Raw genomic sequence first — 12,169 nt, 5'->3', positions numbered from 1 at the left:
GAGCTTTCGGCTCCTCCATTCGCCTTTTCAAGGAGACTATCGATGAAGGCCAAACTCGGCATGTCGCCCATCGCCTGGTGGAACGACGATCTTCCTGAGCTTAGCGACGACGTATCCCTCGAGGAATGCCTGCGCCAATCGCGCGGTGCGGGCTTCACCGGCATGGAACAGGGCCGGCGCTTCCCCAGCAACCCCGATGAGATGCTGCCGATCCTGCGTGCCGCCGACGTGACGCTCTGCGGCGGCTGGTTTTCCGGCACTCTGGTCAATGAGGAGATTGCCGCCAACAAGGACCGCATCGCGCCGATGATCGAGCTGTTCAAGGCCGTCAATGCGCCTTGCATCGTCTATGGCGAAGTCGGCCGCTCCATCCAGGGCGACCGCTCCAAGCCGCTCGCCACCAAGCCGCGTCTTTCGGATGACGAGATGAAAGCCTATGCCCGCCGCGTCACCGAGTTTGGCGAATGGTGCGCCGACCAGGGCATGCCGCTGTCCTACCATCATCACATGGCGGCTGTGGTCGAAACCGAGCCGGAACTCGACGCCTTCATGCGCAACTCCGGCGAAGGCATTCCGCTGCTGCTCGATGCCGGCCATCTCGCCTTTGCCGGCGGCGACGTGCTGCGCGCCATCGACAATCACCACGCCCGCATCAACCACGTTCACGTCAAGGATATCCGGAAGTCCGTCGTCGACGGGCTGGATCGCAGCCGGCAGTCCTTCCTCGATGCCGTAGCGCTTGGCGCGTTCACGGTGCCGGGCGACGGTTCGCTCGACTTCGGCGCCATTGTCCAGCGTTTCGCCGACTATGGCTATGAAGGCTGGTTCGTCGTCGAAGCCGAGCAGGACCCGCGCAAGGCGCCGCCGCAGAAGATGGCCAAGATCGGTTACGCCGAGCTGATGCGCGTCATGACGGCTGCAGGCTACACGGTGGAAACCGAAGGCTTTCCCAAGGGATAACGGAGGATGAGCCCCTCTCTCCTGCGTCACAAGTTGGCGAGGAGCACACTCCCAAGCAATGGAGGAAACCATGCCCAATCTCAAGGTCAAACCTAGCGGCTCGCATGGCCGTGTCACCCATGTCACGCCAGAAAATGCCGGCTGGACCTATGTCGGTTTCGATCTCCATCACCTGAAGCCGGGCGAAACCGCTTCGGCTGAAACCGGCGATCGGGAAGTCTGCCTCGTCTGGGTCAGTGGCAAGGGAAGCGCCAAGGCGGGTACAAAGGATTTCGGCTCGCTCGGCGGCCGCATGAGTCCTTTCGAGGGCGCACCCCACGCGCTCTATATTCCAGCAGGCTCAAGCTGGGCGGTGACCGCCGAGACGGATCTCGAACTTGCCGTCTGCTCGGCACCGGGAGGCGGCTCCTATGAAGCCCGCGCCATTCCGCCGGGCACGCACCCGGCGCTGACGCGCGGCAAGGGCACCAATGTCCGCTACGTCAACAACATCATGCCGGAAGACGATGGAGCGGCGCATTCGCTGCTGGTCGTCGAAGTGATTACGCCGGGCGGACATACCTCCTCCTATCCGCCGCACAAGCACGATCAAGACAATCTCCCGCACGAGAGCTTCCTGGAGGAGACCTATTACCATCGTCTCAACCCGCCGCAGGGTTTTGGCTTCCAGCGTGTCTATACGGACGACCGCTCGCTCGACGAGGTCATGGTGCTGGAGGATGGCGATGTGACGCTGGTGCCGAAGGGATATCACCCCTGCGCCGCCTGCCATGGCTACGATCTCTATTATTTGAATGTCATGGCCGGGCCTAAGCGGATCTGGAAATTCCACAATGCCGCGGAACATGAATGGCTTCTCAAGTCCTGAATGATGCCTGATATCGGCTCATAACGGAAAGGCCACGCTCCGAACGCGTGGCCTTTTTCCATTCTCATGCCGGCAACAAACCGTAGCGCCATTTCCGATCCCTGGCATTGCGCGACAGCACCAGCCAGGTGAGCAGGATCATCCCCAACTCAGCGAAAATCGGTGTCATCCAGATCCCGCGTTCGCCGAAGACGAGCGGCAGGAGGAATGTCAGCGGCAAGGTGAACAGATAGGAGCGCGACAGGCCAAAGATCGCGCCGCGTTTCGCATCGCCGATCGATTGGAAATAGGACGACAGGATGATCGCCTGGCCGAAGAGGAAATAGGCGCCGATCGTCCAGGGCAGGATGCGGCCGACTTCCGCGACGATCAGAGGATCGGCCACGAAGATCGATCCTAGATGCCCCGCCGAAAGCTCGACAATCAGTTCGACGGCAGCGCAGTAGACCAGGGCTGAGGTCATTGCGATGACGACGCCATGGCCGACGCGCGCCGGCAGAGCGGCGCCGTGATTGTGACCCGAAATGGTCTGGAGCGCGATGCTCAAGCCGAGAAGCGGCAGATAGGCAAAGGTCATCACCCGCGTAACGATGCCGTAGGCGCCGACGGTCGCGACATAATCCCCTTCATGCCAGATCGACACGTTAAAGAGGATCGCCGCCGAGCTTAGCGAAATGCCGATGAAGCCAAGGCTCATCGGCGCACCAAAGGCAAAGATGCCGCGCCACTCGCGAACATGCAGCGCCATGTCGACCCAAAGACCGCCAGGGCGGCGTAGGCGATAGCTGATGACGATCATCAGGCAGATGAATTGCGCCAGGACCGAGCCGCCGGCGGAGCCGACCACGCCCCAATGTGCAATGGCCATCAATAGCCAGTTCGCCAGGATATTGAGCAGCGTCGAGGCGAGCGTCACCAGCGTCATGAAGCCGAGCTTTCCTTCGCAGCGCAGCCCATCGAGATGCAGCGCTAGGAAGAAGCTGATCGGCGCGAAGGCGACCATGACGCCCATGAAGGCCTCGGCGTTGCGAGCGACCTCGACATTTCCTGCCGCAGCCACGGCAATGAACTGCCGTCCTGCGAGCCAGTAGATGAGGTTGATTGCGACCACGACGGCGAGTGCCAGCGTATGGCCGCCGGTGAATACCGATCTTGCGCCATCGCGATTTCCGGCGCCGAGGCGACGGGCGAGAATGCTCGCCATGCCGTTGGAAACCAGCGTCTGCAGCGCGATCAGTAGCATGAGCGCGGGAAAGATGAGGCTGACGGCGGAGAGCGCATCGGCGCCGACATAGGCACCGAGAAAATAGGCGTCGACCACGGCAAAGAGGCCGCTGACTGTCGTGATGACGATGATCGGTGCGGCTGTCCTGGCAAACACGCCAGGCAGCCAGCCGGTGAGAAACATGTTGTTTTCGAGTGTGTACGTCATGGTGATATCCGGACGGGGCCCTCCCGCGAGCGGCGAAGATGGCGGTCTGACGATGAAGGATGAAATCAGATGTCGAGAACCAGATGCGGTACGCCGTTCGATGTCCTGCGCGGCGAAATGCCGTCGGCATCGATCTGGGCGTTGATGCGCTGGCGAAATGCCGAGAAGCTCTCGAACTCCACCACATCGACCGGCTCGTCAAAGTGAATGGTGATCCGGTAGAGCCCGCCTGAGTTCGCCGACATCGCCAGAACCTTGCCGGTGAACGGCTTGTTCAGATAGCGGCCGCGAACGGCGGCGCCGACATCGAAGGGCGCGTCCGGCCCGGCATTCGGTTTTGCCGCCAGCGCCGACAGCGTGTTCCAATCACGCAGCCCATGCTGCTTGGCGATGAGTTCCAGCGCCGTCGAGTGGCTCATGTCATCGCCGCGCTCGGCCATGGCCTGGCGCAGACGCCGGGCCTGAGCCTTCAATTCATCTATGGACGGATACGTCGTCATAGGATCAGCCTTTGCTAAGGCACGCACTTACGACTGTGAAACGGAGCTCGCATTACCGTCAGTCAGCATGCCGTGAATGGCCGTGACCCAAAACAGCGAGGACTTCACCCTGGATTTTCATCCGCGAGCGGCAGGCGCCTCGAACCGCTCGTTCGTATGATCGAAGCCGATGCGCCTGTCAAGATGCGTCCAAATCGGTACGAAAGACGAACCCGTTAAAATTCTATCAATGGAATTGACGGTTCCGCAAAATCTCCGTGCAAGGTTCATAGGGTAACCGAGATGAATTCGGTCTGTTCTCCAACAGGGAATGACAATGCTTCGCGCAACTCATCTGGCGAAAGTCAAATCCGAAGTCTACGAACGCAGCTGGGAACGTTTCTACGTTCAGAGGCCTGCGCGCCTCGTGGCTGTTCGTCCCTGTCTCACCGGCATTTCGGTGCGCAGCGCCGAGATTACCGACATCTCATGCGGCGGCGCGAGCTTTACCGTCGCCACGACTGTCGGCCTGCCGACCCACTACTATCTGAACATTCTGGGCCTCGCCTATCGTATCGCCTGCGCTGAAACGAGCCGCATCGGCAATCGTGTCCATGTGCGCTTTATCAACCTGATCGAACCGGACACGCTTCGCCGCGTCGTACGCGCAGATTTCATGATCGGCAATGTTGAGGCGCTGGCTGCGCGCGGCAGAAGGCAGTCGGTATAAATCCAGTGGGACCTCGGAGCGCGGTCGGTGGCTGCATTCTGCCCATCTCGGACGCCTCGTTCTATAACGGCAGGCGCAGTCTGCCCATTGATATGCGGCGTATGAGATCGATGAAAAGGCTGCGTTCCGCAGCCATGACACGTTGTTCCAGCGAAAGTACGTTATCGTCAGGATGGATTTGAACAGTCGTTGTGGCCACAGTTCGGCATAGGCCAACGCTGCGGACGAAGCCCTGTTACCAATCAGCACGACGGCGGCAGCATTCATCATGTTCGCTCGAATGGTCTCGCTGATCGTCCGAAATGAGGTTCCATTGTTTGATGCAAGGAACCCTATTGCGAGCTTATCCATCATGACCTCGTGAATCGATGCCATCGCGACGACAGAGACGCCCTTTAATGACAACTGACAAGGATTTTCAGTGATTGCGACGACGCGATCCGAAGGCCGCGTCTTTCCGCTCTTGCAACCACCCGCCAAGCGCCTATTCTGCCCCACTCAGCAACCGAATTCGGGAAACAAAGCCAGCATGTCTGCCTTTTCGCGCTTTACGCCGCTGATCAGCGCCCTGCCCTCCACCGTTCCTTTCGTCGGCCCCGAAGCGCTGGAGCGTCAGCGTGGGCTGACGGTCAAAGCCCGCATCGGTGCCAACGAGAACGGTTTCGGGCCGGCGCCCTCCGTCATTGCGGCCATGCGCGAGCGGGCCGGCGATATCTGGATGTACAACGATCCGGAAAATTTCGAGCTGAAGCAGGCGCTGGCGGCGCATCTCGGTGTGCAGCCGGCCAATATCGCCGTCGGCGAAGGCATCGACAGTCTGCTCGGCCTGATCGCCCGCATGGTGATCGAGCCGGGTACGCCCGTCGTCACCTCGCTTGGTGGTTATCCCACCTTTAATTTCCATGTTGCCGGCTTCGGCGGCCGCCTCGTCACCGTGCCTTATGTCGGCGATCGCGAGGATCTCGATGGGCTGCTCGAGGCGGTGAAGCGCGAGAATGCGCCGCTCGTCTATTTCGCCAATCCCGACAATCCCATGGGAAGCTGGTGGGACGCCGACAGGATCGCCGCCTTTGCCCGTGCGCTGCCGGAAAACTGCCTGTTGATCCTCGACGAAGCCTATAGCGAAACCGGGCCTGCCAACTCCTTGCCGGATATCTCCGCCCTGATCGACCTGCCGAATGTCTTGCGCACCCGCACCTTCTCCAAGGCCTATGGGTTGGCCGGTGCCCGCGTCGGCTATGTGATCGGCGCGCCGGAGACGGTGTTGACCTTTGACAAGATCCGCAACCATTTCGGCATGAACAGGCTTGCGACCGTGGCGGCGCTCGCCGCGCTGAAGGACCAGGCCTATCTCGCCGAGGTGGTCGGCAAGATCCGGGCCGCGCGCGAGGAGATCGGAACGATCGCCCGCGACAATGGCTTACTACCTCTTGCCTCCGCCACCAACTTCGTCGCCATCGATTGCGGTCGGGACGGCACCTATGCCCGTGCGATCGTCGACGGGCTGATCCAGCACGGCGTCTTCATCCGCATGCCGGGTGTCGCCCCGCTCAACCGCTGCATCCGCGTCAGTGTCGGACCTAGGCATGATCTGGAGCTGCTTGCCGAAGCGCTGCCCAAGGTGTTGAAGGCGATCGGTTAGGGCGTAGAGCATTTCACGGAAGCACTCTACGTCGATATTCTCACGCAATCCGGACGGAAAACCGCTACGCACTTTTACTGGCATTGCTTTAAAACGACGAAACCGCGCCTGCCTTGTTCCGGCTGGTCGCGGTTTTCATCAGTTCATTAAATCGCCTTGCTTGCGGCCCGCCTCAGTGCGTGGTCATCCATTCGCGGGCGGCGCGCAGCGCTGCTGCGAGCTGCATCTTGGTCAAGGTCGCGGCGACGTCGGCGCGAAGCTCGGCGGCGCGCTCGCTGCCACGGATGGCGGCGATATTCAACCATTTGTGGGCGGCAACGAGGTCTGCATTGCAGCCCCTGCCGGTCGCGTAGTTCACGCCGAGTTCGCAAAGGGCATCGGCGCTGTTACCACCCATCATGGCATTTCCAGACATCGTCGTTTCGAAGCGTGCCATTGCTATTATCCCTGTTTGACTTCCGTTCGTATCTGCCCTGTTTTCCGTCCGAACCTTGCCGTCGTTCGCGGCTTTCCGGTTCCTCCGGCCGGCGAGTTTGCCCCGCTCGTTTGATGGCTTCACTATCGCAGGCGGCTTTCAAAAAACGCCTAAAATGCATGCTTAATTTGATGCAAACAAAGTGCAAATGCTTGGTAAACTTGGGATTTTGTTAAACATGGCTTCCCTTGCGAATTAAGGATTTTCGAGCGAGTTTAATCTTCTGTTAGGATTTGGATTTAAACCCTTCGTTCACCACAAAAAGAACGCGGTCTGGCTGGATGAAGTGTTTCGACAAGGCTTGTGGATGCGACGCAGACTATTTGCGCTCCAAAAACCATGTTTACCTTTACGTTCGCGTCAGATAATCTTGGCCACAATCCCGGCTGCCGAGCCGGGCGACGTCCGGGGGAGAAACAACATCATGATCCGTGCCGCCATTCTTGCCGCCGCGCTGCTATTGAGCGCGAGTGCGGCCTTTGCCGAAGAGCCGATCGTCGGCAACTGGAAAACCGTCGAGGGCGATACCGCCGCCATCACACCTTGTGCGGACAGCTACTGCGTAACGCTGAAAACCGGAAAATATGCCGGCAAGCAGATCGGCAAAATGCAGGGCAAGGGCGGCAGCTATACAGGTGAGCTGACAGATCCTTCCGAAGACAAGACCTATAGCGGCTCCGGCACCGTGAGCGGCAATAGCGTGAGGATGAAGGGCTGCGTGCTGAAGGTATTCTGCAAGTCACAGACCTGGACAAGACTTTAAAAAGGCGTTTGCCTCTTACAAAATGCGTGTCAGGCCCGCCCGCTATCTGCCGGCAGGCCTCTTTTTATTTGCCCGTAAGCAGCGGCAGACGACAATCGAAGCCGGTAACATTTCTGAACGCCGGATGAACCGGTATCTCAGCACCTGTTCAGCCTGACCATGGCAAAACAGTGTCCAGTATAGGGCATGGGTAGAGCTGGGAATATGGACTCGATCATCATCGCACGGCGCTTCGTTGTCATCATGCTGTTTGCCGCCGTCTTCGCATTCAGCTTCTCGGTTGCGGTCGAACACGCCGGCCGCAGCGGTGCGCAGTCGCATTTTGGGGCAAGCTTCACTTGCCTGCAGACCGGCGCGCCTTACTGCACGACGGTGCAATAACAAACGTCTGCAACAAACGTCTGCGCGTGATCCTCGCGCAGACCCGCGGTGGCCGAAAAAATAGCTGCGAGAATCCGGGCCGCCTCATGCAACGTCGTTTGCTTGTAACCAACGACACTCTATAATGGCGCATGAGCAACAGAACCTCTCCCTTTTCACCCCTCGACATCTCCTCTCCCAGCCCGTTCCAGCCGCGGACCTTCGATGATCCGGGCAAGGCCGTCGAAGCGCTGACGGAGCTTTACGATCGCAACACCGCGTTCCTGATCGACAATTTCACCAAGCTTGCCAAAGGCGCGCCGATCACCGCGCGCTACCGCGCTTTCTATCCGCAGGTCAGCATCGAAACGACGAGCTTCGGCCATGTCGACTCGCGTCTCTCCTACGGCCACGTGACGGCGCCCGGCGTCTACACGACGACGATCACCCGCCCGCAGCTCTTCAAGCATTACCTCAAGGAACAGCTGACGCTGCTGATGCGCAGCCACAATGTTCCGGTCGTCGTAACGGAATCGACGACGCCTATCCCGATCCATTTCGCCTTCGGTGAAGGCGCTCATGTGGAAGCAACCGCGAGTATTTTCGAAGACATTCCGCTGCGCGACCTCTTCGACACACCGGACTTGAACACCACGGACGACGAAATCGCCAACGGCGAATATATCCCACCGCCGGGCGAGCCTTCGCCGCTTGCGCCATTTACAGCGCAGCGCATCGATTATTCGCTGGCACGACTCGTCCACTACACGGCGACCAGTGCGGCGCATTTCCAGAATTTCGTGCTCTTCACGAACTACCAGTTCTATATCGATGAGTTCTGCAAATGGGCGCGCGAGCTGATGGCGAGCGGCGGCGACGGCTATACCGAGTTCGTGGAACCGGGAAACATCATCACCAAGGCTGGCTCCGGCCAGCCCGAGGGCGATGTGACCGCGCCACGGCTGCCGCAGATGCCGGCCTACCATCTGAAGAAGAAAGGCCATGCCGGCATTACCATGATCAATATCGGCGTCGGCCCTTCCAACGCCAAGACGATCACGGACCACGTTGCCGTGCTGCGCCCGCATGCCTGGCTGATGCTCGGCCATTGCGCCGGTCTGCGCAACAGCCAGCGGCTCGGCGACTATGTGCTCGCCCATGCCTATATGCGCGAGGATCACGTTCTCGACGACGACCTGCCGGTCTGGGTGCCGATCCCGGCGCTGGCCGAAGTGCAGGTGGCGCTGGAAGCGGCCGTTGCCGAAATCACCGGCTATGAGGGCTTCGAGCTGAAGCGCATCATGCGCACGGGCACGGTCGGCACCATCGACAACCGCAACTGGGAACTGCGCGATCAGGCCGGCCCGGTGAAGCGGCTGTCGCAGGCCCGCGCGGTCGCGCTCGATATGGAATCGGCAACGATCGCCGCCAACGGCTTCCGCTTCCGCGTTCCCTACGGCACGCTGCTCTGCGTTTCGGACAAACCTTTGCATGGCGAGCTGAAGCTGCCGGGCATGGCGACGGCCTTTTATCGCACCCAGGTGAACCAGCATCTGCAGATCGGCATCCGCGCCATCCAGAAACTGGCCGCCATGCCGCCGGAAGCGCTGCATTCGCGCAAGCTGCGCAGCTTCTTCGAAACGGCATTCCAATAAGCCACGAGCCAGCAAGGCAATGGGGCTTCCCCCTATTGCTTTCCTGCTGACATCGTTTGCACATGATAGGCGGCCGCGACTTGCGGCCGTTGGTCGTTTGGTGCTGCCCACAAATTCAGACCAAGGATCATCACGGCAAAAATGGCAAATCCGATCGCCGCGCGAGCAATCACTTCGCCGGGATTTGACATCTGCAATAACTCCTCGTCCGACAGGGTCTTCTTGTGCCAGTGGTAGATGAGCGCTGCTTCGAGGTTGTACATGTCCGTTTCTCCTTTTTGAGATGACGGAACTGGTCGACCGGGCTCAGGCTTTTTCGACAGCACAGAAAATTTTTGTCATGCTGCGGATCGGGATGTCGATTTGCTTTGCAGCCGCTCGTCTATGGCTGTCAGCAAATTGAAGAGGAGACGCTGCGATGAAATATCTCTGCCAGGTCTGGTTCGATGGCACGAGGCTCGACGTCATGTCCAAGGAGGAAAAGCACCAGCTCGATGCGGATTCCCTCGGCTATGACCGCGACCTGATGGCGAGCGGCAACATGATCCATGCGGAAGCGCTGCAGTCGCCGAAATCCGCAGTGACGGTGCGGGTCCGCAATGGCGAGACATCGGTAACCGACGGTCCCTTCATCGAAACCAAGGAATATCTTGGCGGCTTCATCCTGATCGAGGCGAAGGATCTGAACGATGCGATCCGGATTGCCGCCGGCATTCCGCTCGCCAAGCTCGGTGCCATCGAGGTACGGCCGATCCATTCCTTCGGCCCGGACGTTTGAGGAGACGACCATGAAGTTCCTTTGCCAGGTGTGGTTCGAAAGCGCAGAGATCGCCAAGATTTCGGAGGAGGAGGGGCGAAAGCTGACGCGGGATTCGATCGACAACGACAACCGGCTGCGCGAGAGCGGCCACCTCATCGTCGCCAATGCCCTGCGCGAACCGGAGACTGCGAAAACGGTTCGCGTGCGCCGCGGCGAAACCGCTGTGACCGACGGTCCGTTCGCGGAGATCAAGGAACATCTCGGCGGCTTCGTGCTGATCGAGGCCCGGGATATGGAGGAAGCGACTGCGATCGCCGCCACCTTCCCCGTCGCGCGCTACGGCATGATCGAGGTTCGCACCGCCTTTGACATCCGCTTTCCGGACGAATGACTGAGAAAGGAAAATACATGCGGTTTCTATGCCTGATCTACACAGCGGTAGATGTCGACGGACGATTGACGCCGAACGAGATGAACCATCTGATCGGCGAGCATTTCGTCTTCGACGAGGAGTTGCGACGGGACGGCAGCATGATCGTTTCCGATGCGCTGGCGCTTCGAGACAAGTCGATCGTCGTCCGGCCGGACGGCGGCGATGGATTTTCGGTCACGGACGGACCGTTCGCGGAGACGAAGGAGCACCTGGCCGGCTTCTATCTCATCGAAGCACCCGACCTCGATAGCGCCGCTGGTATCGCCAAACGCATACCCTCGGCACGCTATGGCGCCGTCGAAATCCGCCCGGTTCGTATCCTGACCCTGCGGGGAGATCTGGCGGAGACATCCTGACATCCATGTCGCTGAACCGAACCATTGAAGGCATTTATCGCAGCCATTCGCGCCGCGTGCTGGCGACGCTGATCCGTCTGCTCGGCGATTTCGACCGGGCCGATGAAGCTCTTCACGATGCCTTTGCAGCAGCGGCACAGCAGTGGACGGAGAAGACGATCCCGGCCAATCCCTATGCCTGGCTCGTCTCAGCCGGACGTTTTCGTGCCATCGATCACATCAGGCGCCGAACGCGTTTCGACGCGGCTCGCCCGGACATTACAGAGAGCCTTTATCCGGAGGGAGAGGCGATGGAAGTCGCCGAAAACGAAGAGATCGAGGACGACATGCTGCGGCTGATCTTCACCTGCTGCCATCCGCTTATTCCCGCCGAGGCGCGGATGGCGATGGCGTTGCGGGAGGTCTGCGGCCTGACGACGGAGGAGATCGCCCATGCCTTTCTGATTCCAGCTCCGACAGTCGCCCAGCGCATCGTCCGTGCCAAAAACCGTATTCGCGCTGCCCATATTCCTTATGAAGTACCCTGCAAGACGGAATTGCCGGAGCGGCTGGCGCAGGTGCTGCGTGTCATCTATCTCGTTTTCAGCGAGGGTTATTCGGCATCATCAGGCTCGGCGATCGTCCGCGCCGACCTTGCGGCCGAAGCCATTCGCCTCGGCAGGCTTTTGCTGCAGCTATTGCCCGATTCGGAAGTCGAAGGATTGCTTGCACTCATGCTGCTGCAGGATTCGCGACGCCTTGCCCGAGCCGATGCGTCAGGCGATCTGGTCCTGCTTGCCGATCAGGATCGCGCGCTCTGGGATCGCACCCAGATCCGCGAAGGCCTGGCGCTATCCGCAAAGGCGATGGCGGCAGAGAGCGTCGGCAGCTATGCGCTGCAGGCGGCGATCGCGGCGGAACATGCCCGCGCCGTGAACGGGGACGATACCGATTGGCGAAAGCTGGTGGCGCTCTACGACCTGCTGCTGATGGCCAGCCCCTCCCCCGTAATCGAGCTCAATCGGGCGGTTGCCGTCTCCATATGCGATGGTCCGGCGGCGGCACTTTCCATCGTAGACGGGCTGCTGCAAGAGGAACGGATGGCGCGGTATCACCTCACCCACGCCGCGAAAGCCGACTTTCTTCGCCAACTTGGTCGGATGGATGAGGCGCGGCAATCCTACCAGGCCGCGCTTTCGCTATGCCAACAGGCGCCGGAGCAGGCATTTCTGCGCAAGCGATTGGCGGAGCTTGAGAGCAAGACGCGACAGTAGCCG

Annotated in this window: 15 protein-coding genes; 11 read left to right on the top strand and 4 right to left on the bottom strand. The window is 60.1% G+C overall.

Annotation, left to right across the window (positions count from 1 at the left end; translation table 11 throughout):
• The first annotated feature begins 42 nt into the window (after window positions 1-42).
• Together iolE and iolB are read left to right on the top strand one after the other, a co-directional pair.
• Window positions 43-960 (top strand): myo-inosose-2 dehydratase, encoded by a 918-nt coding sequence (gene iolE / locus C7U61_RS06670; RefSeq protein WP_106997370.1) that lies wholly within the window; start codon window positions 43-45, stop codon window positions 958-960.
• Window positions 961-1,030: 70 nt separating this feature from the next.
• Entirely contained in the window at window positions 1,031-1,828 is a 798-nt protein-coding gene (gene iolB / locus C7U61_RS06665) for a 5-deoxy-glucuronate isomerase (protein WP_106997695.1), read from the top strand.
• Window positions 1,829-1,892: 64 nt separating this feature from the next.
• Here the strand turns inward: iolB and C7U61_RS06660 are convergent, their stop codons facing one another.
• Together C7U61_RS06660 and C7U61_RS06655 are read right to left on the bottom strand one after the other, a co-directional pair.
• The gene (locus C7U61_RS06660; RefSeq protein WP_106997369.1) at window positions 1,893-3,260 is read right to left on the bottom strand and encodes an MATE family efflux transporter; all 1,368 of its coding nucleotides are present in this window, start codon (window positions 3,258-3,260) and stop codon (window positions 1,893-1,895) included.
• Between the two features lie 65 nt (window positions 3,261-3,325).
• Window positions 3,326-3,760, bottom strand: coding sequence for a glyoxalase superfamily protein (locus tag C7U61_RS06655; protein WP_106997368.1), 435 nt, complete (start codon window positions 3,758-3,760; stop codon window positions 3,326-3,328).
• A 310-nt stretch (window positions 3,761-4,070) separates the two neighbouring features.
• On the opposite strand from C7U61_RS06655, the gene C7U61_RS06650 reads away from it, so the two are divergent.
• Both C7U61_RS06650 and C7U61_RS06645 read left to right on the top strand, forming a co-directional pair.
• Entirely contained in the window at window positions 4,071-4,469 is a 399-nt protein-coding gene (locus tag C7U61_RS06650) for a PilZ domain-containing protein (protein ID WP_181315811.1), read from the top strand.
• 529 nt (window positions 4,470-4,998) lie between these two features.
• A complete protein-coding gene (locus C7U61_RS06645) occupies window positions 4,999-6,111 on the top strand; it encodes a pyridoxal phosphate-dependent aminotransferase (RefSeq protein ID WP_106997366.1) in 1,113 nt (370 codons plus the stop codon).
• 172 nt (window positions 6,112-6,283) lie between these two features.
• On the opposite strand, the gene C7U61_RS06640 is transcribed toward C7U61_RS06645, so the two are convergent.
• A complete protein-coding gene (locus tag C7U61_RS06640; protein WP_047627276.1) occupies window positions 6,284-6,547 on the bottom strand; it encodes a sel1 repeat family protein in 264 nt (87 codons plus the stop codon).
• A 463-nt stretch (window positions 6,548-7,010) separates the two neighbouring features.
• Between C7U61_RS06640 and C7U61_RS06635 the strand changes: the two genes are divergently transcribed.
• The 3 genes from C7U61_RS06635 to C7U61_RS06630 all read left to right on the top strand — a co-directional run bounded on the left by C7U61_RS06635 (window position 7,011) and on the right by C7U61_RS06630 (window position 9,364).
• Complete coding sequence (locus tag C7U61_RS06635; RefSeq protein WP_106997365.1) at window positions 7,011-7,349, top strand: DUF2147 domain-containing protein; 339 nt, start codon at window positions 7,011-7,013, stop codon at window positions 7,347-7,349.
• A gap of 204 nt (window positions 7,350-7,553) precedes the next feature.
• Complete coding sequence (locus tag C7U61_RS19485; RefSeq protein ID WP_167667933.1) at window positions 7,554-7,730, top strand: hypothetical protein; 177 nt, start codon at window positions 7,554-7,556, stop codon at window positions 7,728-7,730.
• Between the two features lie 131 nt (window positions 7,731-7,861).
• Window positions 7,862-9,364 (top strand): AMP nucleosidase, encoded by a 1,503-nt coding sequence (locus C7U61_RS06630; RefSeq protein WP_106997364.1) that lies wholly within the window; start codon window positions 7,862-7,864, stop codon window positions 9,362-9,364.
• Window positions 9,365-9,396: 32 nt separating this feature from the next.
• On the opposite strand, the gene C7U61_RS06625 is transcribed toward C7U61_RS06630, so the two are convergent.
• Window positions 9,397-9,627 (bottom strand): hypothetical protein, encoded by a 231-nt coding sequence (locus C7U61_RS06625; RefSeq protein ID WP_106997363.1) that lies wholly within the window; start codon window positions 9,625-9,627, stop codon window positions 9,397-9,399.
• Between the two features lie 155 nt (window positions 9,628-9,782).
• Here C7U61_RS06625 and C7U61_RS06620 point away from each other — a divergent pair, with 155 nt between their 5' ends.
• Genes C7U61_RS06620 through C7U61_RS06605 form a run of 4 tightly spaced genes read left to right on the top strand, consistent with a single transcriptional unit; the run spans window position 9,783 to window position 12,166 of the window.
• Entirely contained in the window at window positions 9,783-10,142 is a 360-nt protein-coding gene (locus C7U61_RS06620) for a YciI family protein (protein WP_106997362.1), read from the top strand.
• A gap of 10 nt (window positions 10,143-10,152) precedes the next feature.
• Window positions 10,153-10,515 (top strand): YciI family protein, encoded by a 363-nt coding sequence (locus C7U61_RS06615; protein WP_106997361.1) that lies wholly within the window; start codon window positions 10,153-10,155, stop codon window positions 10,513-10,515.
• A gap of 17 nt (window positions 10,516-10,532) precedes the next feature.
• Entirely contained in the window at window positions 10,533-10,913 is a 381-nt protein-coding gene (locus C7U61_RS06610; RefSeq protein WP_106997360.1) for a YciI family protein, read from the top strand.
• 11 nt (window positions 10,914-10,924) lie between these two features.
• A complete protein-coding gene (locus C7U61_RS06605) occupies window positions 10,925-12,166 on the top strand; it encodes an RNA polymerase sigma factor (protein ID WP_181315820.1) in 1,242 nt (413 codons plus the stop codon).
• Window positions 12,167-12,169 lie beyond the last annotated feature (3 nt).

This window comes from Rhizobium sp. JAB6 (assembly GCF_003024605.1).
Lineage (GTDB): Bacteria > Pseudomonadota > Alphaproteobacteria > Rhizobiales > Rhizobiaceae > Rhizobium.
Note: the sequence above shows the minus strand (reverse complement) of the source record. Positions and strands in the feature narration are given on the sequence as shown.